20 protein-coding genes are annotated in these 26,052 nt (G+C 32.9%); 11 read left to right on the top strand and 9 right to left on the bottom strand.

What is annotated here, in order from left to right; genetic code table 11:
• Positions 1 to 112: 112 nt before the first annotated feature.
• Positions 113 to 2,860: a TonB-dependent receptor gene (locus IWX84_RS14110; RefSeq protein WP_196851404.1), complete on the bottom strand. Its 2,748-nt coding sequence runs from the start codon at positions 2,858 to 2,860 to the stop codon at positions 113 to 115.
• A gap of 224 nt (positions 2,861 to 3,084) precedes the next feature.
• Between IWX84_RS14110 and IWX84_RS14105 the strand changes: the two genes are divergently transcribed.
• The 9 genes from IWX84_RS14105 (at position 3,085) to phoU (ending at position 12,138) form a co-directional block, all read left to right on the top strand.
• The gene (locus IWX84_RS14105) at positions 3,085 to 3,771 is read left to right on the top strand and encodes a response regulator transcription factor (RefSeq protein WP_196851403.1); all 687 of its coding nucleotides are present in this window, start codon (positions 3,085 to 3,087) and stop codon (positions 3,769 to 3,771) included.
• Positions 3,772 to 3,849: 78 nt separating this feature from the next.
• Positions 3,850 to 4,932, top strand: a complete 1,083-nt coding sequence (locus tag IWX84_RS14100; protein ID WP_196851402.1) for a sensor histidine kinase — start codon at positions 3,850 to 3,852, stop codon at positions 4,930 to 4,932.
• Between the two features lie 186 nt (positions 4,933 to 5,118).
• The gene (locus IWX84_RS14095; RefSeq protein ID WP_196851401.1) at positions 5,119 to 6,474 is read left to right on the top strand and encodes a hypothetical protein; all 1,356 of its coding nucleotides are present in this window, start codon (positions 5,119 to 5,121) and stop codon (positions 6,472 to 6,474) included.
• Positions 6,475 to 6,512: 38 nt separating this feature from the next.
• A complete protein-coding gene (locus IWX84_RS14090) occupies positions 6,513 to 7,346 on the top strand; it encodes a phosphate ABC transporter substrate-binding protein (protein WP_196851400.1) in 834 nt (277 codons plus the stop codon).
• A gap of 96 nt (positions 7,347 to 7,442) precedes the next feature.
• Positions 7,443 to 8,279, top strand: a complete 837-nt coding sequence (locus IWX84_RS14085) for a PstS family phosphate ABC transporter substrate-binding protein (protein ID WP_196851399.1) — start codon at positions 7,443 to 7,445, stop codon at positions 8,277 to 8,279.
• A gap of 81 nt (positions 8,280 to 8,360) precedes the next feature.
• A complete protein-coding gene (gene pstC / locus IWX84_RS14080; protein ID WP_196851398.1) occupies positions 8,361 to 9,623 on the top strand; it encodes a phosphate ABC transporter permease subunit PstC in 1,263 nt (420 codons plus the stop codon).
• Between the two features lie 3 nt (positions 9,624 to 9,626).
• The gene (gene pstA, locus IWX84_RS14075) at positions 9,627 to 10,571 is read left to right on the top strand and encodes a phosphate ABC transporter permease PstA (protein WP_196851397.1); all 945 of its coding nucleotides are present in this window, start codon (positions 9,627 to 9,629) and stop codon (positions 10,569 to 10,571) included.
• A 46-nt stretch (positions 10,572 to 10,617) separates the two neighbouring features.
• Entirely contained in the window at positions 10,618 to 11,376 is a 759-nt protein-coding gene (gene pstB / locus IWX84_RS14070) for a phosphate ABC transporter ATP-binding protein PstB (RefSeq protein WP_196851396.1), read from the top strand.
• A gap of 84 nt (positions 11,377 to 11,460) precedes the next feature.
• The gene (phoU, locus tag IWX84_RS14065; protein ID WP_196851395.1) at positions 11,461 to 12,138 is read left to right on the top strand and encodes a phosphate signaling complex protein PhoU; all 678 of its coding nucleotides are present in this window, start codon (positions 11,461 to 11,463) and stop codon (positions 12,136 to 12,138) included.
• Between the two features lie 143 nt (positions 12,139 to 12,281).
• On the opposite strand, the gene IWX84_RS14060 is transcribed toward phoU, so the two are convergent.
• The 3 genes from IWX84_RS14060 to IWX84_RS14050 all read right to left on the bottom strand — a co-directional run bounded on the left by IWX84_RS14060 (position 12,282) and on the right by IWX84_RS14050 (position 17,712).
• On the bottom strand, positions 12,282 to 13,349 hold the full coding sequence (locus tag IWX84_RS14060) for a glycosyltransferase (protein ID WP_196851394.1): 1,068 nt from the start codon (positions 13,347 to 13,349) through the stop codon (positions 12,282 to 12,284).
• Between the two features lie 197 nt (positions 13,350 to 13,546).
• On the bottom strand, positions 13,547 to 14,188 hold the full coding sequence (locus IWX84_RS14055; RefSeq protein ID WP_196851393.1) for a hypothetical protein: 642 nt from the start codon (positions 14,186 to 14,188) through the stop codon (positions 13,547 to 13,549).
• 83 nt (positions 14,189 to 14,271) lie between these two features.
• A complete protein-coding gene (locus IWX84_RS14050; RefSeq protein WP_196851392.1) occupies positions 14,272 to 17,712 on the bottom strand; it encodes a hypothetical protein in 3,441 nt (1,146 codons plus the stop codon).
• Positions 17,713 to 18,006: 294 nt separating this feature from the next.
• Between IWX84_RS14050 and IWX84_RS14045 the strand changes: the two genes are divergently transcribed.
• Together IWX84_RS14045 and IWX84_RS14040 are read left to right on the top strand one after the other, a co-directional pair.
• Complete coding sequence (locus IWX84_RS14045) at positions 18,007 to 19,650, top strand: hypothetical protein (protein ID WP_196851391.1); 1,644 nt, start codon at positions 18,007 to 18,009, stop codon at positions 19,648 to 19,650.
• Positions 19,644 to 20,621, top strand: a complete 978-nt coding sequence (locus tag IWX84_RS14040) for a hypothetical protein (RefSeq protein ID WP_196851390.1) — start codon at positions 19,644 to 19,646, stop codon at positions 20,619 to 20,621. Before IWX84_RS14045 ends, IWX84_RS14040 begins: the two co-directional genes overlap by 7 nt.
• Positions 20,622 to 20,662: 41 nt before the next feature.
• Here IWX84_RS14040 and IWX84_RS14035 read toward each other — a convergent pair whose 3' ends face one another.
• The 5 genes from IWX84_RS14035 to IWX84_RS14015 all read right to left on the bottom strand — a co-directional run bounded on the left by IWX84_RS14035 (position 20,663) and on the right by IWX84_RS14015 (position 25,964).
• Complete coding sequence (locus IWX84_RS14035) at positions 20,663 to 21,523, bottom strand: thiopeptide-type bacteriocin biosynthesis protein (protein ID WP_196851389.1); 861 nt, start codon at positions 21,521 to 21,523, stop codon at positions 20,663 to 20,665.
• Complete coding sequence (locus IWX84_RS14030; RefSeq protein ID WP_196851388.1) at positions 21,520 to 23,730, bottom strand: lantibiotic dehydratase family protein; 2,211 nt, start codon at positions 23,728 to 23,730, stop codon at positions 21,520 to 21,522. Before IWX84_RS14030 ends, IWX84_RS14035 begins: the two co-directional genes overlap by 4 nt.
• On the bottom strand, positions 23,730 to 25,436 hold the full coding sequence (locus tag IWX84_RS14025) for a S8 family peptidase (RefSeq protein WP_196851387.1): 1,707 nt from the start codon (positions 25,434 to 25,436) through the stop codon (positions 23,730 to 23,732). The genes IWX84_RS14030 and IWX84_RS14025 overlap by 1 nt, the downstream gene beginning before the upstream one ends.
• 20 nt (positions 25,437 to 25,456) lie before the next feature.
• Entirely contained in the window at positions 25,457 to 25,621 is a 165-nt protein-coding gene (locus tag IWX84_RS14020) for a hypothetical protein (RefSeq protein ID WP_196851386.1), read from the bottom strand.
• Positions 25,622 to 25,757: 136 nt separating this feature from the next.
• On the bottom strand, positions 25,758 to 25,964 hold the full coding sequence (locus IWX84_RS14015) for a helix-turn-helix domain-containing protein (RefSeq protein ID WP_196851385.1): 207 nt from the start codon (positions 25,962 to 25,964) through the stop codon (positions 25,758 to 25,760).
• Between the last annotated feature and the right edge of the window lie 88 nt (positions 25,965 to 26,052).

Here is a 26,052-nt window from a genome sequence, read left to right as displayed (position 1 = left end):
TTTTGGTTTTAAGATAGGGGCAGTTCATTAGATTTTAAAAAAAAAAGAACAGCTTTTGGCTGTTCTTTTTAATCTTATTGCGTTTTTAAGTCCTGACTTATTCTTTTTCTAATTAGAATTGGTAGTTCAAGTTTAAACTAAATGTCATTCCTTTTTTATAAGATAATACATTGACATCTCCATTAAAGTTTTCTTGGACTCTTTTTATAACTGGATCTAAAATGTTTTTCACTACAAGTCCTAGCCCGAATTTTTCACTTAATTTTGATTTAGTAATAAAGTCTAATGAACCAAAAGCTTTGTCAACTAGATCCCCTTTTCCACTTGTTCCAATGGCATTAACTCTATCTGAAAAGTAAGTATATGCTACAGTTGTTGTAAGGTTTTTGTTTTTATTACTCCATTCGTTAAACAATGTTAAGTCAGCGTTTAACAATAAATTAGATGCTCCCGTAAATTTTCCTTTTGTGTTTGTAAAATCAACTTGAAAATCTGTTTCGTTATTTACCTTCGCTGAATTTAATTCTTGATTGCTGTATAAATAAGAAGCATTGATTCCGGCAGAAAGTTTTTTAGCATTATCTGAATCGATGTTCAAAAGTTGTTTTCTGTATTCTGCTTCGGAACCCGCAACATATCCGTAATCACCAGTGTTTATGTATGAGATGTCATTCGAAGAGGAAGAAACTGTTACCTCATTCATTGGGTTTAAGATGTATTTTCCAAAAGCTGTTACTGAAATTAACTCATCACTTTTAGGGAACATTTCCCATTTTAAATCGAAATTATAATCATCAGAAGCATATAGATCTTTATTACCAACTTTTACTTGTAGCACTTCTTCATAAATAAATGGTGCTCTTTCTTTAAATTGGGGTAGTGTATAGGTTTTGCTTAATCCTAAGCGTAAGTTTTGTTTGTCATTCAATTCATATTTCATAACTAAACTAGGTAAGAAAGCTGTTTTTTCTAATTTGTCATTTCCTATTGCACCTAGTTGTGTGTTCCAACTTACTTTTTGAGTTATTTGTTCACCTCTTAATCCTAGGACAGCGGTTAATTTATTGAACTTGTATTCCGTATTAACAAAAGCAGCGTGTATCGTTTGATCCCCTCCATAAGTTTGAGGGTCTAGAGCGTTGAATACTTGAGCATTTCCACGGAAAGTTGCGATGTTAAAGTTCCCATTATTGAAATTATCTTGGTTGTAAAATAAATCGAGGTTAGTAGGATCAACAATAGTATTAGTATTACCAGCAGTTGCTTTAATATTAAATTGGGTAGCTTGAAAACCTCTTGATTTGATTCTCTCGTTTAGACCAAAAGTAACTTTTCCTAGGAAATCACCAGCTTCATCTTTATTGAATTTGTAATCATAAGACACGTTCGCAGCTAATTCATCTTCTTTTAATTTTTGAAAATACCTGTGGTTGTCCGGAGCTGAGATGCTTGATAATTGATAACCGGTTGCTTCTTTTCTGAAAATGTTTTGACTTCTGTCAGGCATGTTTCCATCAATCATGTTGTATGAAAGTCCCCAGTTTAGTTTAGAACGGTCCCCTATTTTATGATTACCTAATATTTGGTTAATCCACAAACTATTTTTTTCATAGTTAAAACGACGAATTAAACCGTTTCCATCATTGGCAATATCTACAATATATCCATAATACTCTTCTTTTGACTGTGTTGAGGTGTTGATGTAAAGCGTATTGAAACTTAGTTTGTTGTTGTTGTTTATTTTGTAACCAATATTAGCCATTCCGGTAGTATTAGTTTCGTATTCCAGTTCACTGTAGTCTTCAAAGTTTTTATTGGCAATTCCATTACCATTAACACTTGCTTTTGCTGATCCATTGCTTTTTGAACTAAAATCGTTGTTAAAGGAAGCGGTTGCAAAAAAGCTAAGTTTTCCTTCAGAACCTAGGTCAAATGATTTTCCTCCTGAAATTCCAAAAGAAGTTGCTATTGGAGTGTAATCTTTCAATTGAAGAGAGCTATAGTTGTATTGTGTTAGTGCATTGCTTGGAATTGATTTGTTTGTAAATCCAAATCCGTTGAATCCCTTTTGTAATTTAAAATTATCTTCTGCAATTGCATTAGAGTTTACTTTAGAACCAATTTCTAATTTTAAGAAACCACTCCCTTTATAGTCTTTTGAGATGATATCCACGTTACCTCCGGCAAAGTCACCATAAATATTTCCGCTATAAACTTTATCTATAGAAATGTATTCAACAATATCTGTATTGAAGATTTCAAGATTTAAGTTTTTCTTCTCTGGATCGTTAGATGGAATTGGTAATCCATTCATCGTTGTAGAGTTGTAACGGTCACCAAGACCTCTTACAAATATATTTCCAGAACCTTCTTGCTTAGTAATACCGGTAGTTTTAGTAACAGCAGTAGCGACATCGCTTACTCCTTTTCGGGAAAGCTCTTGCACCCCAATGGTTTGTTTTATTTCGACAGCATTTTTTTGGTCTAACAGCAATGCAGTTTCTTTTTGTCTGTTTACCGTACTTTTTACCACTACATCCTCTAACTTATAACTTCCGGATCCTAATGCTTTACTAATTGTCTTGGTTTCATTTGCTGTAACTGTTACAGGAACTTCAATCGATTCGTAGCCTACAAAACTAAATTGAAGGGTGTAATCTCCTGGAACTATCGAGAGGCTGTATTTTCCGTCCATATCAGTGTTTGTTCCAATGGACGTTCCTTTAATAAGTACGTTTGCAAATGGTAATGATTGATTGTTAGCGTCCTTGTCTGTTAAGATTCCAGAAACTGTACCTTTAGTTTGCGAAAAAGAAAAAGTTGTAATCAATAATGCTATAAACAATATTCTGAATTTCATTTGTGTGTGTTTTATTTTTCTGCAAAGTAATGTCGCTTTTGTAAAGTAAAAGTTACTTGATTATTACCATTTAGTTTCGAGGATATTAATAAATCGTTAACATATTAAATTACGGTTAATGTGATTTTTAAACGGTGTTTTTATTGTTATATTTACAATCGGAATTGAAAATCACTGAGCATTATCAGGATAAATTGCATCAGATTAACATAATCTTTCTATTTATGAAAAAAAGAAACACGAAGATTTTACTCGTTGATGATGAGCCGGATATTCTGGAAATTGTGGGGTACAATCTGGCTCAAGAAGGGTATCAAATTGTTACGGCGGCAAACGGAAAGGAAGCTGTCGCAAAAGCCAAAAAAGAATTGCCGGATCTTATCATAATGGATGTGATGATGCCGGAGATGGATGGAATGGAAGCGTGTGAAAACATTAGAAAAATACCGGAATTGAATAATGTAATCATTACTTTCCTGACGGCAAGAAGCGAAGACTATTCACAAGTGGCCGGATTTGACGCTGGTGCAGACGATTATATCACAAAGCCCATTAAACCAAAATTATTGGTGAGTAAAGTGAAAGCTTTGTTGCGACGTTTAAAAGAACAAGAACAGAATAGCGAAACACTTAATGTTGGGGGAATCGAAATAAATCGGGAAGAATATAAAATAGTAAAGGATAATGTAGAAATAGCATTGCCTCGAAAAGAATTTGAGTTGTTTTACTTATTGGCTTCCAAACCAGGAAAAGTGTTCAAACGGGACGAAATTCTTGACAAAGTTTGGGGAAATGAAGTAGTTGTGGGCGGAAGAACAATAGACGTCCATATTAGAAAATTACGAGAAAAAATTGGAGAAGATTTTTTCAAAACTATTAAAGGAGTAGGGTATAAATTTGAAGTTTTATAGAAATCAATTGAATTTTTATTCTTGAAAATTTGCGCTAATTACCCCCTCTTTTTGTAAAATAAGCAATGCATAAATTAAATGAAAATAAGTTTTAAGAAAACCTATAAGTTCGCTGTAAAATCAGCTTTGTACATTAGTCTTTTTGCCACTGGATTTGTCATGTTTTTAGTGACTATACTGTTCCATGCTACGGTACATAATTTATGGTTATTTGGAGCAATTTTCATCTTTAGTATTTATGTTTTTTCATTCTTGGTCTTGCAATATAGAGTGGAACGATTCATTTACCGACGTGTAAAAAAAATCTACGATGAGGTTTCATTATTGGAATCCAGCAGTTTTATCAACAAGCCCATAACCACAGATATGGAGACTTTGTCTAGGGAAGTGAAGAAATTTGCTACAGATAAAAAACTAGAAATCGAATTACTTCAAGTAAGAGAGGAATACAGAAGAGAATTTCTAGGAAATGTTTCGCATGAGTTAAAAACACCTTTGTTTACCGTGCAAGGGTATTTGTCTACACTTCTAGATGGAGCGATGGAGGATAAGACTATTCGAAAAAAATATTTAAAACGAGCCGAAAAAGGAGTCGAGAGATTAATCTACATCGTAGAAGATTTAGATATGATTACTAAACTCGAAGCAGGCGATTTGAATTTGGAAATTTCTCAATTTGATATTGTTGATCTGATTCAGAATGTTTTCGAATTATTAGAAATGAAGGCAGATAAAAAGAAAATCACTCTTGCATTTGAGAATTATTATATCCAGCCCATTTTTGTAACAGGAGACAAAGATAAAATACAGCAGGTTATCGAAAATTTGATTGTAAACTCCATAAAATACGGAAAGGAAGGCGGTATGACTGAGGTAGCCATTGTAAACCTAACGAATAAAAAAGTACTGGTTCGAATAACCGATAATGGTGAAGGAATTGAAAAACAAAATATTCCAAGGCTTTTTGAACGTTTTTATCGTGTAAATAAGAGTGGTTCACGCTCAGAAGGAGGTTCGGGATTGGGGCTTGCCATTGTAAAACATATTATAGAAGCACATAAAGAAAAAATCTATGTGGAAAGTGAATTTGGAATCGGGTCTGAATTTTCATTTACAGTGGAGAAAGCCGGATTAAAAAAAATAGAAATCGATTTGAAATAAATTAATGTTAAAATACTTTAAATCAACAACATAAAAAATCATCATAGCTGAATTATTACGACAAATCCTATAATTTAACAATACAAACCTTAACGAAACGATAATTTATCACCACCATAATAATTTGTTAACATTGGCATAACATTACTGCCCCACCTTTGCAAAAAAATTAATCATATAACAACGATGAAAAAAATTTTATTTGCAGTGTTGGTTATGACCTCAGTGTTGTCTAATGCACAAGATGTCAAGAGTGATACTATTAAAGCGGTAAGTGTCGATTCTTTACAAACTACCACTGTTGATTCAGTCAAAACAGCAACTATCGAATCTTTGAAAGAATCTCTTGATGAGCATTCTATGAAATTTTCAGGTTTGGAAGAAAGACTGGCGACGATGGATGGTGATTTGGCTAAACTGACCAAAATTAAATTTTCCGGATATTTACAAGCACAATATGAAATGTACAATTTTCAAGACAATATTGGACCAGGACCATCCACAACGGCTGTGCCAATAAAAAACACATTTTTTATCAGAAGAGCACGTGTAAAATTGACTTATGAACCTATTACTGGCGCGGTATTTGTCATTCAGCCGGACTATGCTTTTGATAAAGTTACTTTAAGAGATGCTTATGTTCAGGTAAATGATCGATGGATACAAACATTCAAATTATTTTTAGGGCAATTCAACAGAACGAGTTATGAAGTAGAGTTTTCTTCACGTTCAAGAGAATTGTTAGAAAGAAGTAGAATGTCTGGAATCTTATATCCGCAAGAGAGAGACTTGGGAGCAAAAATTGAAATGGATTTACAAACTAAATATGAAATTCCATTCAAATTTCAGTTAGCTGTTTTTAACGGTAATTATGGGGAAGGTTCTTTGACAAATAATCTTAGAGATGTCGATAATAAGAAAGACGTCATGATGAGAGGTGTTTATTCTTTCACATTCCCGTCTCAAGGATTGGGTATTGATATTGGAGCCCATACGTATTTAGGGAATACGGCTGTTTTACAAGCTGGAACATTTAGCGATGTAAATAATAATAATTTCACTGCTAAAGTAGGTGATAGTTTTCAAAAAAGATGGTTTGGTGGAGAGATGAGAGTCTACTATGATTTTCTTGGAGGAATGTCTCTTAAAGGAGAATACATTTCTGGACAGATCTCGGGAGAAAAATCAACTACATTATTGCCAGTTGCTAATAGTAATCCTAGTTTTAATTTTAATGGTATCAGAGATTTTACAGGATACTATGCGACTTTGGTTAAAAACATTGGAAAAAGCAATCAGCTTGCAGTTCGATATGATAGTTGGGATCCCAACAGACATTTAGCTGGAAATGCAGTGACTATTAAAGAAGATTTAAAGTACGATAACTGGTCATTTTCTTGGCAATATTTTTACGATGATAATGTAAAAATTGTAGCAGGATATAGTTTGCCAATTAATGAAAAGAGTACCACAGTTGGTGGCGATTACATAAAAGATAAATTAGATAACACGTTTACAATTAGAATTCAGGCTGGATTTTAATCCTAAAAAATTAGATTTAATACAATAAAAAAAATAAAATGAAAACAACAAAAATTAAATTAGCAGCTATACTATTGGTTGTTATGGCAGTAGGATTTTCTTTTACCGCATTGAATAAAATTACAGTAAAAGGTTCTGACACTATGGTTATTTTGTCACAAAAATGGGCTGAGGTTTATATGCAAAAACATCCAGGTGCTTCAATTCAAGTAACTGGTGGTGGATCTGGAGTAGGTCTTGCAGCTTTAATAAATGGATCAACTGATATTGCAAATTCAAGTCGTCCAATTAAAGCTACTGAAGTTGAAAAATTAAAAGCAAGATACAGTACATTAGGTGTTGAAATTCCTTGTGCAAAAGACGGATTGTCTGTTTATTTAAACAAAGCAAACGGAGTTTCTGAATTAACGATTAAACAAATCGGGTTAATTTTTGCAGGTAAAATTACAAACTGGAAACAAGTAGGTGGTGTAGATGCAAATATTAGATTATACGGTAGAGAAAGTAGTTCAGGTACTTTTGCTTTTTTCAAAGATAATGTAGTAAAAACAGATTATTCTCCAAGTTGTCAAACATTGCCGGGAACTGCAGCAATTGTAAATGCAGTTAAGAAAGATAAATTAGGAATTGGTTACGGTGGTGCTGCTTATGCTGAAGGTGTAAAAGACTGTAAAGTAAAAAAAGACGATAAAAGTCCTGGTGTTTATCCAACAGCAGAAACGATTAAAAATAAAACATATCCAATTTCTAGATACTTATACATGTATTTGAAATCAAGACCAACAGGGGAAACAAAAGCTTTTGTTGATTGGATTTTAAGTGCGGAGGGTCAAAAACTAGTTGTTGAAACAGGGTATTTCCCAGTAAAATAATTTAGAATTTTTTCTTATTATCCTTCCCTAGTGTTTCTCTGGAGAAGGATAATTTGCATTAAAAACAAATATAAATTGCCATTTAATTTAATAGTCATGAAAACAAATAGTTTAAAATTAGCAGCAGCCGTCTTATTAATTATTTTAACGATAAGTTGCAAATCGGATGAAACTAAAAAGATAACAGTAAAAGGATCAGACACCATGGTGATTTTATCCCAGAAATGGGCTGAGGCATTTATGAAAACAAATCCTAAAACTATAATTCAGGTAACGGGAGGTGGTTCCGGTGTAGGAATTGCAGCGTTGCTAAATGGTTCAACAGATATTGCTAATGCAAGTCGTCCTATGAAACCATCTGAAATAGATAAGTTAAAGGAGAAATATAAAGTGAGTGGTGTTGAAGTACCTTGTGCGAAAGATGGTTTGTCTATTTTTCTAAATAAAGAAAATCCAGTTTCGGAACTTACTATTGAGCAATTGGGAAATATTTTTTCTGGTAAAATTACAAATTGGAAAGAAGTAGGTGGTGAAAATCAAACTATTAGATTGTATGGTAGAGAAAGTAGTTCAGGTACTTTTGATTTTTTCAAAGAACATGTTGTAAAAACAGACTTTTCACCTAAATGTCAAACCTTGCCAGGAACTGCTGCAATTGTTAATGCAGTTAAGAAAGACAAGTACGGAATTGGTTATGGTGGTGCAGCTTATGCTGAAGGAGTAAAAGATTGTAAAGTAAAACAAGATGCTGCAAGTGAAGGAGTTATGCCAACGGCCGCAACTATAAAAGATAAAACTTATCCAATTTCAAGATTTTTATATATGTATCTAAAATCAGCTCCAACAGGTGAAACTAAAGCTTTTGTCGATTGGATTTTGAGCCCTGCAGGTCAAAAAATGGTTGAAGAAGTGGGCTATTATCCTTTAAATTAATACTACTTTTGTATCACTTACTATTTTAAAAATGTGTGATATTTTTGTTTTAAATAAATAATGAATTTTTAAAAAAAATAGATGGATTCCCAATTTCCAAATAAACAAAATTTCACAAAAGAAAGCCTAAAAAAACAATTTAGACTTTCTGAATTTCTTGCAGAAAAAATTATTTCATCAGTTGCTTTCTTATCGATAGCAATCATTATTCTTATTTTTGTTTTTGTTTTTAAAGAGTCGCTGCCTATTTTTAATTTTGGTAAAGACACAAAAGCAAAAACGGAACAAGTCAATACGTCTTCTTCTGAATCAAAGCCTGAATCTTATGGAGCGGCGCCTGCCGATGATTTAAAACCAGAAACATATGGTTCAGAGCCAGTAACTCAGGAAGATTTGAAACCCGAGACCTACGGTTCAGAACCCGTAACTCAAGAGGATTTAAAGCCAGAAACCTACGGTTCAGAGCCCGTAACGCCGGAAGATTTAAAACCAGAAACCTATGGTGATGTGAAAGCAGAGCCGGCAGTTTCAAGCAGCGCAGAAGAAAAAACTGAAGTTGCAGCAGAAAACAATGAAGGTTCAGATAAAACTTGGAGTACTTTTTTAACTACAGAATGGGTACCCGTTTCTGAACATCCTAGATTTGGTTTAATTGCTTTATTGATTGGTACTTTGAAAGTGACTATAATCTCTATGCTTATTGCTGGTCCTATAGCAGTTTTAGCAGCGTTATACACTTCTTGTTTTGCTTCACCAAGGGCTAAAGAAATTATCAAACCAATTATTGAAATGCTTGCTGCGTTTCCATCAGTTGTTATTGGTTTTTTTGCATTAATGGTAATGGCTACATTTTTTCAAGATATATTTGGATATGAATCTAGATTAAATGCTTTTATTGGTGGTGTCGCAATGGCATTAGCAGCGATTCCTATTATTTATACCATTTCTGAGGATGCGCTGTCTTCTATACCAAAAACATTTACCGAAGCAAGTTTAGCATTGGGAGCCAGTAAATGGCAAACTGCTTTTTTTGTTATTTTACCAGCCGCTACACCAGGAATATTTGCAGCTTTACTTTTAGGAATTGGTCGAGTTTTTGGAGAAACAATGATTGTACTTATGGCTACTGGAAATGCAGCGCTATCATCACTAAACCCATTTGAAAGTGTACGAACATTTGCAGCTACAATCGGTTCAGAAATGGCCGAAACTGTTTTTGGAGAAACTCATTATAGCGTTTTATTCTTCATAGGGTCATTGCTTTTCATTTTTTCATTTGCATTAAATGCCGTTGCAGAATTTTATGTAAAAGGTAAATTAATCAAAAAATTTCAAGGTAAATAAATCATGAATACAAGTAGTAACGAAACAGAAAGCCACTTTTTTTCAAGTAAAAATAAAGGCGCGGATGTAAAAGGAAAATTTATTATTGGGATTACGCAATTAGCGGTTCTTTTGATTATAACCGTACTTTTTATTATTATAGGAATTATTGTATATGAAGGGCGTGAAAAATTTTCATGGGAATTTATAAGTTCATTCCCTACAAACGGAATGACCGAAGGAGGAATATTTCCAGCTTTAATAGGCACTTTTATTTTAGTTATCGTAATGTCAATTGCCGCAGTTCCTTTTGGAACAATTACAGCGATTTACTTAACGGAATATGCCAAAGAAAACTCAAAATTCGCAGCAGCAGTTCGTTTCTCTATTCGAACTTTGGCCGTTGTACCTTCAATTATCTTTGGTCTTTTTGGTCTTGGTTTTTTTATCCAATTTGTTGGTGGAGGAATAGATAAAACTTTCAACGGTGGTCAGTTGCATTGGGGACAACCAAACATTCTTTGGGCGAGTCTTACCATGGCATTGTTAACGTTGCCGGTTATTATTGTTTCTGTTGAAGAAGCTTTGAAAACGATTCCTCGTGAATTACGAGAGGCAAGTTTGGCCTTAGGCGCTACAAAATGGCAAACCATTAAAAATGTTGTTCTTCCTGGGTCTATTTCTGGAATTATGACGGGAACAATTCTAGCGGTTAGTAGAGGCGCCGGAGAAGTGGCTCCTATTTTATTTACAGGAGCGGCCTATTATTTAGCAACTTTACCAGCTTCTTTGAGTGATCAATTTATGAACTTAGGATACCACATTTATATCATGTCTACCCAATCTTCTGATGTTGAAAAAACAATGCCTATTCAATTTGCTACAACATTAGTATTGTTATTGCTTACATTATCATTAAACTTAGTTGCGGTACTTATTAGATCCAGAATTAGACGAAGAGCTAAATAATTAAAGCGGACTAATAAATTACATTTTAGATATAACATAATTACATATGAAAGATATAAAAATACAAGTAAATGATTTATCATTATACTATGGAGAAAAAAAGGCATTAAAAGAAATAACAATGCAAATTCCTGCTAATAAAGTTACGGCTTTAATTGGACCTTCAGGATGCGGTAAATCTACTTTTTTAAGATGTATCAATAGAATGAATGATCTAATTCCTGATGTGAAAATTACAGGAAGTATGCTCGTGGAAGGTGTTGATATTTATAATAAGGATGTCGATGTTGTTAATATTAGAAAGAAAATTGGAATGGTTTTCCAAAAATCAAATCCATTTCCAAAATCTATTTTTGAGAATATTGCTTACGGTCCAAAAATAAACGGAATAAAAGATAAAGCTCAATTGAGCGAAATCGTAGAGACTTCTTTGCGTCAAGCTGCAATTTGGGAAGAAGTAAAAGATAGATTACATGATTCCGCGTTAGGTCTTTCAGGAGGTCAACAACAACGTTTGTGTATTGCAAGAACGTTAGCTGTAAGCCCGGATATTATTCTAATGGATGAACCTGCAAGTGCGTTGGATCCAATATCTACTTCCAAAATAGAGGAATTAGTACATGAATTAAAAGAGCAGTACACTATAATTATTGTTACACACAACATGCAACAAGCTGCTAGAACCAGTGATTACACAGCGTTCTTTTATTTGGGTGAGTTAATAGAAATGGGTAAAACTAATGCTATATTTACGAAACCAGAGAAAAAACAGACCGAAGATTATATCACAGGTAGATTTGGATAAAAATTATAATTGGAAACAAGCGTTTTTAAGTCTTGTTTAATATTGTGAATTTTGTAAACTTTGTAAATCTTTAATTAAAAAAAAATGGCTTCACACTTTCAAATAGAATTAGAAAAATTAAAAAATGTTATCCAAAAGATTGGACTTTTGGCAGAAAATCAAGTTGGTGAATCGGTAAGAGCATTGCTTTCTGAACCGGTTTCTGAGGGTAAAGAAGTTAAAAAAATAGAAAATAAAATTGATAAATTAGATGTAAAAATCGATGAAATTTGTCAAAGTATTTTTGCGTTGCAACAACCTGTTGCCTCAGATTTGAGGTTTATCATGTCGGCAATGCAAATTAGTAATGAAATTGAGCGAATTGGTGATTTGGCGATTAGCATTATCAAAAAATCAAAAAACATCAAAGACAAACACGACCTGATTGTCAAATTTAATATTGCTGATCTTGCAAGAAAAGTAGAGATTGTTACCATAAAAGCTAATGAGTGCTTCTTGACTCGTGGTGAAAATACTATTGGGGAAATTTTTATTTTAAACAATACTATAAAAAATGAAACAGAAGATACGATTCATGATATCATAAATGAAATGAAGTCTAATTCTAAAACAGTTGTTTCAGGAACTAATCTTGTCATTGTTTTGAAGCATTTAGAACGTATTTCTGAGCATTGTACAAATATCGCCGAATATGTTTATTTTATGATAAACGCTAAAATAATCAAACACGAAAAATTTGACGGTAAGAAATCTGATAGTTAATCTATCCAGGATTACTTATAATTAAATTATAAAAGTTAAAAAACACACACTGATAGTTTACTTTCAAATTACTATTAGTGTGTTTTTTGCTTATAAATTAATCTTATTAAAAGAGTTTGAGTACTTGAATTAAAACAGCATTATTATTTTTCAAAAACCTGAAACAGGAATTCCCAATTCAGTACAGCGTCTATTTGTGGTAGTCCTTTAAAATTCTCGATTTCAAGTAAGTTTTCTATTTTAAAATTGTCTTGCTCTGCATAAGGAACTAAACCTTCTTTCTTATATTTTTTTGCCAAATATTCCTGCTCGTATTGCCCTGGAGTAGGAATAAAAAATGCTTTTTTGTCTAATTTTGCCAAGTCCATAACGGTTGTATAACCTGATCTGCATAGAACTTTGTCACTTTCGTTAAAAGCTTGCTCCAGCTGACGCGTATTCATAAAATTATAATAGGTGACATCTCCTATTTGTTCCTTTATTTGGTTTTTTTCGACTACTCCTTTAATGAAAATTGTTTTTCCAGAATATCTCAAAATTTCTATTTTCAATTGCTCTTCTAAAATGCCTCTTTGTGGTTCAGGTCCCGAAAGAATGATCATTAAATCATACTTTATTTCGGTTTGTTTTTTGTGCAAACGGCTCAAAGGACCAATGTATTGAATGACTAAATTGGTTTTTTCTAAATGTCCCAGTGCGCCAGTCAAATTTGGTTTTGTAGAAAAGTCGGGAACCCAACAAGTGGTATATTTTTTTATTATATTTTGGTGCATTTTACTCGTTAACCAAGTTGTATTTCCAGTCATTACATTCAATTGATGAGTCATAAATACGGAAGGTATTTTTTTGCTAAAAACACCTAACCGATTGTCTGAAATAATACCATCAATTTCATATTTCTTAATCCATTCTTTTACCATTTTTTTCTCATTATAAATGGCTTGGATCATCTTGGGACAACTTTTAAATAATTTCCATTTAAAATTTTTACCGTTTTTGGCGTATTCTATCTGGTAGGAAGGAAGTTCAAGGAATTGTAGATACGGAAACTCTTTCCGCAATAATTCAAGCGCAATTCCATCAGAAGCAATTATTGGAATATAATTATTTTCTTGTAAAGCCTTAATAATTGGAATACATCTTGTAGCATGTCCCAAACCCCAATTTAGTGGAGCAATCAAAATAGTCTTGCTGTATGCATTCAAATCCATTGGTCGATATATCTAATAGTTTCTAATGGGAAAGATACATAAACTAGTGGTTTGTTTGTATTTGTAAAGCATTACTAAAACATTAAGTTATCCATTTCACATTAAATTTTTGCGGTAACGTCCTTGAACTTTTTGTGCACTAAATAAAAAGAGACTGCCATTTTTTGACAGTCTCTTTTAGTAGTTTTTAAATTAAATTATTCTTGGATGTAGGTTTTGTTTCCGTTTGCATTGATGTAATATTTCCCTCCTCTAGGACCGGTATATACTTTTTTACCATTATATTCACCAGTCACTCGGTCTGGTATTCTCGGAGCCTTTTCATTGGTCTCTTTAATTTTTGCTGCGGGTTTTTTAGTTTTTGCAGTTATTGTATTATTAATTTTTTCTGCTTTTTTTTCTGTTTTTATGGCCTTTTCATTGACTGCTGTAGCTTTTGCTCTCGCATCACTTTTTGCTTTAGCTGCTTTTTCTTTGCTTTCTGCAGCCATAGTTTTTACATTGCTTCTTGCTTTCGCGACCTTTTGATTTTCTTCTTTAGCATTGGCTTTTACATCACTTTTTGCTTTTGAAACTGTCTTTTTGGCTTCTTTGGTAGCACTTTCCGCTTTTGCCATTTTAGCTTTCTCATCACTTTTCGCTTTAGCAGCTATTACTTTTGCTTCGGCCTTCGCTTTAGCATCGCTTTTTGCTTTAGCTGCTTTTTCTTTGGCTTCGGCTTTGTCTTTGGCTATTTTTTCTGTTTTAGCTTTAGCTTTTTGCTTTTCAGCAGCAGTTTCTTGTGCATAAAAAGTACTGGATAAAATAAACACAAAACATAATAACAATAATTTTTTCATGACGTTAAGGTTTTTAAAGTTGTTGTTTTAAATCTAATTCTACATAAATTTAACAATTTAATTCTGAATATTTACGTAAAACGCTAGAAATAAGCCCTTAACTGCACACTTCCTGTGTGGATAGTCTGACTGGATTCACTTTTTCTACCTTGGTAATTTAAATTGATATCTAAAAATTGGGTCAAGTTTTTCTGCAAAAGAAATCTCCAAGTCAAGTTTTGCCCAGTTTGTAGCCCTTCCAGCATTTGAAAACCAACTGAGGAGAATTCATTTCCTTTGAATTTATTTTGGTAAAAGGATATTTCACCATTCATGGTAAATTTTTTATTACTCGCATAAGAAAAGGAAGTTCCCAAGCGATTTTGTACTAATGTTTCTAAATTTCCAATTTGGTTTTCTTTGTTTTGCCATTCATAAAATAAATCCCAACTGGTATTTTTAGAAAATAAATAACTGATTTTTGGAGCCAATTGATACCCATTTACTTCATAATTTTTTTCAGTAAAATTCTCTGATGCAATTGAGGTTTGGATTGTTTTTGCGAAAAAATTGAACAACCAACTTTTCTTATATAAATTAGTGTATTGTAATTGATGAGAACTGTTTCTGGCTTCCTGTGACCCTATAGATAATAAGTTTTTTGTCTGGTTTTGTAAATAGGTGTAAGTGACGGAATTATTCTGCTTACCTCGATTAAAATACAAACTGTTTCGGAAACTGGAATTCAATCCCAACACATTTTCTTTGGAAGAACTAAAGGGATTTAATTCGAAATTATTGCCGTCACTTTTTGTTTTTCGGTCAATTATAAATGCCGTTTGGTTATAAAAATAAGACAGCAGTTTTTTTAATCCAAGTTCGTTTTGCCATTGATTTGGGTTTAGGGTAACGGATTGTGAAAATTTATTTTGATGTGTTTTTATATAAATCCGATTAGGCAGGAAAATCCTAATGTACTTAGCCTGATCGATAAATGGGGCGATTTCAAACTCTTGTAATTCCTGAATTCCATTGGCATTATAATCATTCCAAGTGTACGCTCCTTGACCGGCTGGAACTTCAAGATAAGTAAATTCCTGTTGCGGAATACTTCCGGAATTTGTTTCATATACGGTTGCATTTTGAATCAATTGATTGAAAAAGCGATCGGTGTAAATTATTCTGGAATTCAACGATGACTCGCTTTTTTTAGTGGAATTCACAAAATCTAAATTTCTGTAATTGACATAAATCGATAAATCGCTTTTGTTTGTTTGAATCAATTTAGACTTCAAAAAATACGTTTGAGAATTATTTACTCTTTGCAAAATCCTCCCGGCAGTTTGGGATTGTAAACTGTCATTTTTTCGGTTTAAATAGCCCAATTCTACGAAAACTTTAGTGCTGTCGCCACGACCTGTGAAAAAGCTGTATTCCGTAAATCGTTGGCTTAAAGCCAAAAATTGATTTGTTGTTTTATCTTTTTCCTGATTATCCTCTAATCTCAAACTGCTTCCAATCCAATTTTTATTGAAATGGTATCGAGTTTGGGTTTGGTTTCTAAGGAATTTTGAGGAAGAAACAATGCCATCGCTGTTTAAGAAACTGCCATGATTTTGAAAAGTCCAATTTTTTAAACGTAATAAACCATTTAGAATATGTCTGCTGCCCGAAAAACTTTCCGAAAAATCTAATTTTTCAAATTGATAGGTTAACAATCCTTTCTTTTGAGTTTCTTTTTTTTCATTTAAAATAAAATTTAAGCCTGAAACTAAGTAACTTTGATTGCCAATTGCAGTAGTTCCCAGATTCCAATCTCTATCGAATTCAATGGTATAAAGGCGTTCAACAGACCTAAAATCTTTTTGTACAAATTGATAATTGGCAAAAGCATCAACGTTCCATTTCTTTGAAAACAAGCGTTGTTTCAAGTTTATTTTTCCTGCAAGACCTTTGTTATTGGTGTCGTCCATCGAAGAGAACAAATTCTTATCATTGTTGCTGACTCCTAATTCAAAATCAACAGCAGTTTTTTCGGTGGGTTTGTATTTTCCAAGGAATGTAGCGACTTGGATTTTCGTAGGGGCTACTAATTGAATAATAGGTTCGTAATTTCCTTGCGGAACTCCATTTGGCTGGACATATTCATAGATTCTGCCATTGGCAGCCGAATTTGTCAAAATATAATTCCCCTTATTGTTTCCCACAAAACTAAACCGGACATTGAATAGTTCGTCTTGAGCATTATTTGAATATTCGAAGATTTCTTTAGCATTGACGATGGTTTTTTTGTACAGCACTTTGTTTTCAGAATACGTGTCTGCATAAGCAGAAGGTGCAACCATCAAATCTTGATTGTCTCCTGAATTTACTAATATTTGCGCTTGTTCCTTGGAGAGATTTTGTTGTAAAGGTTGGTTTTTTAAATCATTTTCGGAGTATAAATAACTGCCAAAACTCCATTTTTCATTTTCATGAGTGGCTCCCGCATAAGTAACAAAGCGAGTATAATTTCTATCCGAATATTGGTATTCTATAGCAATCCGCATTTCGGAAGTGATGGTAAAAAGCGGTGTAAATACGATTTCTCCTGCATTGTAATCAATTGTGTAATCATTGTTTTCTCCTCGTTTCAATAAAATTCCATTTACATAAACCCGCTCTGAACCGGAGATAACAAGAACATATAGCTCGCCGTTTTGTCCTTTTAATTTATATGGACCCTGATTGCCTTCTTGTCCTGTAAAATTACTTTTGGCATATTGCCCTTTGACAAGTGCCGCAGATGCAAAAACATTGGTTTTGCTGTCTTCGGTTCCAAAGTCGAAACTGGTAGCCAATCCTTGTACTTTTTTATTGAAATTAAGGAATTGTGTTTTCTTATTTTCGAGAAAAATATCCCCAGCTCTAATGTTCCATTTATCGCTGAATAATTCCATGAATACATTGTCAAATTGATCTAATTTTTGAGAGTAACCGCCATCTTGCAGAGGGATGTTGCTGTCTTGTAAGGAAGCTCTTAGGCTTACTTTCTCGGATAGTTTTCCTGTGATTTGTAAATCTAAATTTGAATTTAAGACAGTATTCTGGTTGTTACCGACCGTTACTCCGCGGGTAATGCTTCCAGAAGTATTTAATCCGTCAAAAGGAACGTTTTTCTTCTGTGTCTCTGTTTCAACTTTATATAATTTTCCGGACGTGGCTTCATTACTCACTACTCGACTTGGGTCATAAATGCGATAATCTTTCGTCAGAAATTCGGGTAGTTTGAGGTAGTGAATCGTTATGGAATCAGAAGGAGGTAGATAATTTTCGCTAAGTAATAAGGTGGCTTTTTGAAAATTTATTTTATAAAATAACGTGTCGATTGGTTTGTCATTGGCGTCAAGCAATTTAAAAAAACTAGAATTAATGCCTTCACTTTCAAGATGAATGGTGTCGCGCGAGGCAAGAATTTTTTTGGTTTTGTATAACGAATTAGTTTCCTGGGCTTGTATTCCAGAAAAGAAACCGATGACCACCCAGAAAAGTAATTTTTTCAACATAAATACAATAACTCGAAAGTACCAAAAGTAGTATTAATAATTTTTAAATTGACTAATCTGATTATTATTGAAAGTATCACAGTGTTTCCACTTTATAAATAAAAAAATGCTTTTACTTATCAAAATTCAGGAATTTCGATAACAACTGTTTGCACAATTATTCTTAGTGCACTAGTTTTGGACACTGAAATTTAAAAGGTTTTGTGTAAGACGTTATTTCAATGCTCTTCTGATTTTCAAAAAATGTAATGGCTACTACTTTAAAACTTATAAATTAAAAAACCATTTTAAAAAATGAAAAAAAAATTATACACACAATTTACATATCTGATATTTTGCTCTGTCTTAGTTGCCAGTTGTACTAATGACGAATATAACACACCTGATCTGCAAAACACAATAGATGTAGAAATGCCTTTTGAATCTATAAAAATGGATGAAAATGGACAATTAAAAATGAAATTCGCTGAATCTCTGGCCAATGCATTACTTGCCAATAAAGATCTACGCCGATTAGTTAAAGAAGAGGCTCTAAAACAATTTGACAAAGATTACGATGTAATGTATCAGCTGGTTAAAAACAAAAGTTTAATGCCTACTGATTACAACGGAATAAGCAACGGAAAAGTAGCTAAAAGTACTTTAATTACATCCTCACAAGCTACTACTTTTAGACAAGCCCTACTTCCTTTTTTTAAAAATGAAGCGGAACTTATTGAAATAGAACAAAAGCTACCATTATTATCTATATTTGTTCCAGAATTACCATTAGGATACTTTTCTGCTGAAACTTGGGATGTTAACGATGAAAACCAAGTGCCTGATGTGGCATTCCGCTTAAATACTACTAATGATGTACCAGTGATAGGCAAAGATGGAAAAAATTATGTTATAGAAGCTGCATTAACACCTGGATTCCCTATTATTGTAATCAAAGAAAATGAAAGAATGAGGGTGAAGCAAAATAAATACAGTGTAAGCAAGAACTCAAAACAAGCTTATGTTGGTTTTAGTGACTTTGAATATTTAGATGATAATTTTGATCCAAATGCTTCAGTCAACAATCCCCCAATTGTAAATAATAGCGGTATAGATCAAATCTTGATCGACTCTTATAATGTCTGGGAAGGATATGGACCAGGTGGATGGCAACGGGATAATATTTATTATGGTTTGACTCCAACTAAACAATCAGGGGCTATAAACGGAGGAAAATATAGAGAACATATAACTTCTTTTAAATTATCTGGTAACGATCCAACAGTGGCGTTTAATGGTATAGCAAATATAGAAGATCCGCAACAAGTCACAGATTACAGATTAGGTGATTCTTCTGGATGGACAGATGGAAATTTTGAATTTCTAATTTATTGCTACTATGGAGCAAAAGCGTCTAATTTAGGAGCTTCAGACACAAAAGGATTCTCTGCAAAACCGTCAGATTTGTTTGAATTAAAATATGAAGCTTACAGTAGATTTAACTGGCCTTTCAAAAAAACATATATACGAACAACCATAATCACCTCAAAAACAATTAATTTTTTAAATAATAATTACGGTACATTATTGCAATTTCAAACATGGGACTTAAATAGATTTGCAAATGAATGGAAATTTTCATTCGAAGAAGTGGACGATCCATTAGAAATTACTGATCAACAAGTTATTAGTCAAAAGTTCAATACAAATCTTAATTTAGATACAACGTTAGGTGAAATCGTTAAAGTAGGTCTGAAATTTGGTGTTTCTTTTGAAGAATCAAAATCAAATACCTACACGATTAAAAAAACAACAAAAAGCAATAATTTATTTGATGTAGTTATCCCTTTTTATGATAATGTCGTTAATAAAGATCCAAACATTGGACAAATTGTGCCGCGAATCTATTACACTGGTAAAGTAGAATTTGCCATAAGACCAATACAAGTACAATGGTAATATTAAAAAATATAATCTCTCGAAACAAAATTTTCGAGAGATTATCAATAACTACCGTGCTTTCGCTTATCCTTGCACTTTTTATTTCTTGCGCCAAAGATGAAATATTTATCAATACAATTAGTAAATCACTTGAAATATCAATTGATAATGAAAACTTGAAATTAACCAATAGTTCAATTTCATCTAATGAAAGTTGTAATAATGTATTTGTAAGTTGTAGATATGAATCACCAAAAGACGCTGGCTTTAGAATCGAATTCCGTTTAACTAAGAGTGGTGCATTAAGAAATATTAGACTTTTTGACTATCGCAATGGAAATTCGCATTTTGAATCTGCTGATTTTAATCCAAAAGGACTAATTGCAATAACAAACTTTAGTTATGATGAAACAAAAAAGTACCTCCATTTTGATTTTAAAGGAGAACTACTCGAGCAAGCGTATGGTGATGAATTAGATGTAGCTAAAAAAAGAAAATTTGTAGAGGGCTCAATAACCATTACGGATGTAAGGAACACTCAATGTACCAGTTTCACTCCTAATCTAATTTTTGAAACTACGAACCTTCGTTTTCTAAGTAACGATAATTTTGGGTCCAATGATTCAACTTTAAAAACAAACCCGTACCAGTTTTTCTTCTACTCTGATAATGGATACAGAACCATTTTTAGATCGAATAAAGATTTATGGAATCTGGAAAAGGGAACCTATACCTTTGACCAAAATACTATTGAAAACAGAATTGATTTTGAGCAATACATAGGTATTTTTAGAGCTACACAATTATTATGGATTAGAGACATTGAGTGGAAAAAATTTCAAACTTCAGGTTGTTACACCATCAAAGAGCACGTTATGATAAACGGACTAAAAGTAACTAAAGGTGAAATGGCCCTGCAGGTTTATGATAATGGAATACTGCTATACAGCAGCAATAATGGAACATTTGAAGTTACAGGATTCAATTAAAAGACGGTTTTTCTTGAAAACAAAAGGGTTTCACTTTCGAGTCAAGCCCTTTTTTTGTCTTTCATTTCCTGTGTTTTGTAATACCGATACAAATGATCGTAGATAATCAACTCATAATGTCGTTGTCTGGAGGTAAACTGCCTATTGACCATCATATGAATATGGCTACTTAAAAAATCTAAAAGTGGGATTTCTACTTTTACCCTAATAGATGCTGCAATCGCAGCAATTGCCTTACTTTTCTCTTCTATTATTTTGAATAATTCTACAAAATGCTGTTGTACTTTACCTGTTATGAAAAGATCTATGTCTCGAGATAACGTTCTATAATGTGCATCCATTTCTTTTTTCAACACTTTATCCGCACTAAATTCCTTTTTGAAAGCCAATTGCAAATCATCCATCAAAAGTAACTTATCGGCATTGGTTAGCGAAAAAGAATTCAAGAAAGTATCAATCGCATAGCAGCTAAACAATAACTGGATTTCATCATTTATAAAATCGGATTTAATTTTCAAATAATTAATTATCATTTCGCTGTCCTGCCAAAAAAGAAATTCTGAATCCATCATCGTATTTTCTCCATATCTTTCAATCTCTCTTTGATAGGTGTCCGTTTGGATTTTCCAAATACTATTTTCCACTAGCAACTTGTTCAAAACAGGATACATTTTTGCAATAACATTTGAGGTATTTTCAGGCGTTTTACAATTAAATCGGATTCTTATATGATCATCAGGATCCTTGTATCTGATAAAAAACCATTGGTCAATTATTTTTTCTGCTGTCAAATCCACAATAACAGGATATAGTTTTTCGAGCAAAATTAAATCTGCCGTTTTCACTCCTGTATAAATTTTATAATACAACCACTCACTTCCGATGCAAAAAATCCTTTTCATTCTGCCTGCTGTTTTTCTTTATAAAAAGAGAGTATAACCTGATTCGTAAAACTTTCTCCATTTGAATCTTTGACTGCAGACTCTTCGCTAAATAAAAATTCTTCTAAAACTATTTTATTGTGATGCTGAACCGATTTTAGAAACAATCGCACACCAACTTCTTTTTCAAAATCTACCAAGAGAGTATTATCAGAATCAGCCCAATTTACAAATCGCGGAATTTCCCGCTCCGATCTCCAAATGGTAAATGCTTCCAATAATTTGTGTGCCGCTTGTTTAGAAAAAGATTCTATTTCATTTTTAGTCACCATCCATTTTGCTTTTGAAAGAATAACACTTTTATAGTATACCCTTGGAAAAAAGGCATAATGCAATTCTAGTACACCCCAACTGAAATTATAGATAGGTTTTACACCTTGTGCTTGTAAATCACATAAAAAATGATAAATAGGCAAGGATTTATTGGTATAATTATGAGCGTTTGACAAACAAGGGATTATTTCTTTGTTGTGTTTTTTAGATCGCAAAATAATTTGGTTGTTACTGACAGAAACCATTAAATCATTTATAGCAATGGTATGGCGCTGGCTTACTCCTGAATTGGACAAATAGGCAATTTCATGCTTTCTTAGGACAGGTCTTCTTAATATGTTTCCCGTTCTGGATTCAGGAACATGAACAATCTCTGCGAGAATTTTATCTGGATTCTGTTTTTTCTCTTTCTCGACAATTTCATTTGTCAAATTGTGGATGTCAATGTTTCCATTACAAAAACGACCTAACAATTTTGCCGCACTCACATCTCCAGAAGATTCAATACTGATTTCTTCTTTTTTTAAAAGTTGAATCATTACCGAAAACGTGGCTGGAGATTTATCCCAATTGGCATCAAAATCAGGGAAATCTTTTTCTGAAAGTGTAATTGCTTTCCCTTTCTTAAAAATACATTCTTGTAATTTTTTCTCTAAAAAAAAATCGTAGGATGACCATGGTTGATTTTCTTTATCCTGAATTTCACTTCTGATCGAAAATTTTTCTAAAATATCATGGGTGTCATTCATTTCAGCATTTTGAAGGTAACCAATTCCTGCTTCAGTATCTAAAACCGTTGCCAATGGCATTTCTCGAGATTCATACCTTTTAGTGAATGCTTTTATGAAATTTAATTGATCTAGAGCTTCCTTTTTCTTTTGAATTCCATTCAAAAAACGAATCGCTTGAAATGCATTATTGGAAACTTTTTTACTCAAAGTATTTACCGAAGTGGTCGTGTTTAAATCGGTTTGGAAAAGGTATTTTTCATCATATTCCACACCCATTTTTTGGATTAATCTTTTTATTTCCTGATAGCTATTCTCAGAAGGAACAAGTGTAATATCCAATTCTAAGAACAATTTTTTTATCTTTTTTAAAATTTCATTTTCAGTTTTTAAAATTGGAATTTTATTTAAAATGGTAAAAACGCTGCCCCATTCGTCATTTCCGGTTACCGATGCATCAAGTTCACTTACCAGAAACTGAAAATTGATGAGTTGGTCAATAAACACTTCAGCATCTTCTCTTTCGGAGTCATCGTCAGCAAGAAAAGAAATCATTTCATTAACAGTCATTCCTGATTTGGCTCGGTTCAATACCTCGTTTAACAAAGCTGATTTTCTTAATGCCGAAATACTGTGTTCCCGTTTTGTTTTTACATGCTTGTATTCGATGTATCGGTAAAAATCACCTAGTGCGTAAATGGAAGTATTGGGATAATACGTAAGATAGGGTCTCACCTCTTTTCGTGTAGCAAATTCTTGTACCATCGCGACCCAAAATTGCATGTCAAATTGCGTAAAGCGAGTGAAATTTTGAGGAGATTCTAGTACAATAGTAGTTTCAGAAGCCAAATTGCCCAGCGTACAGCCGGCAAACAATCCGAAAGGAGTGCAACGAGTTGCCATTCTCGCCAAGTATTTCAACAAACTTAGTTCTAAACCATTCTTTTTTTTGATCGAAAGACTATCGGGATTCGCTTTCCATTTGTCTAATGCGGTTAGTAATTCTGGAGAAGCCATTCGGATTGCTTCTCTAATAAAAGGATTTGCAAATAATTGTAATAAGCTTTCCGAAGAATAATTGTCCAATAAATGAAAGTACAAAGACGCTGGAAACAAAGGGGTTCGCAAAACATATTGCGAGAAAGGCTGCACTTTGTAATCGATCATTATCGTTTCTTTTTGCTCACTTTTTCTGCCAGTTGCATCGCATTATATACATTTAAAACTTTTCCTGATTTAGATAATTCCGAAAAGGGAACCATCTTGTCTTTTGTACCCGGAACAATTACTTCTATATCATAAGCAGTTCCCGAATCAAGAATGATTTGTTTTACTTCTTGAACTGTCAATTTAGGATAATAGGACCAGATCAAAGCGGCCGTTCCTGAAACCATTGGTCCTGCCAGAGAAGTACCTGAATCTGACATGTAAGTATTACCGGAAGATGTAGTATAAATTTTATCCCCGGGAGCAAATAAATCTACATTTTGCTTGCCATAATTAGAAAAAGTGGACACAAAAGTACTGTCTAATTTAGAGGAGATAGAACCTACATTGATAAAATTCCCACATACTTCTTTAGAGCCATCAAAATTATTGTCACTTGGATAATACGGATTTTCATCCACGTTAAAATGGTTGTTTCCTGAACAATGAACCAATAATACATTATGTTTTTCGGCATATTTAAAAGCCTCATCCACCCATTCTTTTTGCAGGGAGAATTCTTTACCGAAAGACATGTTGATTACTTTGGCTCCATTATCTACCGCATAATATATCGCCATAGCAATATCTTTATCATGCTCATCTCCAGAAAATGAAGTGTTTAAAGGCATAATTTGCGCTCCCTGCGCAATTCCTTTTATACCTATTTTGTTTTCTCTATTGGCAGCTATAATCCCTGATACTTTCGTACAATGGTCCTGAATAGATCTATACCCAACTTTATTGTTACTAACGTTGTTACTGCCATATCCTTTTTCTAATACTATAGGATTATCGCCTATGGAAATACGTTCGTCAAAATCTACATTTAGGTTCTTATTTACAATAGAGTCTAGTTGTGCTTCATCTTCTTTAATATCCCCCAGCGTTTTTTTGTTATCTTCAACATTAATCATCATATAATAAATTAAAGCCCCTAGATCTTTATCGTCGTTTTCTCGCATTTGTCTATAGGTTTTGCTATTGATTTTATGTTTTTTATACATGCTATCCAATTGTTGATAGGTATAGTCTTCTTTTGGAAAAAAATGTTTTAATGTATCTTTTATTAAAGGGTAATTTTTAACACTATGACGTAAGGAACTTAACCACCTAGTGTAGTATATATTTTCTTTTTCTTGAGTTTTTAATGCTCTTTGGTATTCCCTATATTTGGGTAACTCTTGAGTGGTTATTTGACTTTCTGTTTTGTCTTTAAATGAAGATGCCCAATCTCTTATTAAGCGCACATATTCAAAATTGCCCCAGACTACATAACCCCCGCTTTTAGTTGCAGTGAAGTTCCAACCATTTATATCGTCAACATATCCATTATTGTCATCATCAATGCCATTGTTAGGAATTTCATTAAGATTTGCCCAAATTTGACCTTGTAAATCTTCGTGTTTCAAATCGATTTGAGTATCGATTACTGCAACAATGATATTTTTATTTTTTGCTTGCTTTTTGTTTTGAGTGTACCATTTATCCAAAGAAATTCCGGGTGTTTTATCTAATGAATAATCTTTTTGATACCAATTCTGTAAAGACAGAGAAGTTAATTTATCTTCATGTTTTAGTTGTATTGAAGATGTCTCTGAGTCCTTTGCAGATTTACAGCTTATAAATATTATTATGATTAAAAAACCAATTTTAGAAAGTTTCATATAGATAAATTAAAAAAAAGTTAGGCCGTTCTGGTATTTCCTGAAACAGTCAAATCGGTAATAGTTTTTATATCCTCTCCTGGAGCTAATCCTCCATTAATCAAATGAATATTTTTCAACTTTGCCACTTTCATTTTTTCTAAATCAAATTTTTTACTTGGCTTTTGGTTCTTGTTCGTTTTCATTTTTATAAATTTTAATAGTTACTAAAAGTGCAAATTTATAGTGTCTGGGCCTTACAAATAAAAAAAATGTTTTTTACTTATCGAAATTCCTGAATTACGGCTTTTAAAATACGCTAACTGCTATTAAGTAAACTCTTTATGTTTTATTGAATTCGGTGAGTTCTTTGATGAAGTAAGTTGGTTTTATTCCTGTTTTTTTATAAAAAGCTGCCGAAAAGGACTCTGCACCATTAAATCCAAATTCTTGGGCAAGTGCTTGTACAGTATAATTTCGCAATTTATTGTTTTTTTGAAGCTTGGATAAAGCATAATCAATTCTTAAATCATTAATATATTGAATCATTGTTGTCCGATAAAAAATCACGGAACGTTTATTTTTCTATTTATTTTGGCACTTCACGAGGTTTTAGCCTGCTTTAGCTTGTTTTTGA

Source organism: Flavobacterium sp. CG_9.10 (assembly GCF_015752245.1).
GTDB lineage: Bacteria > Bacteroidota > Bacteroidia > Flavobacteriales > Flavobacteriaceae > Flavobacterium.
The sequence above is the reverse complement of the archived record's forward strand: the minus strand, read 5'-3'. Positions and strand labels throughout refer to the sequence as shown.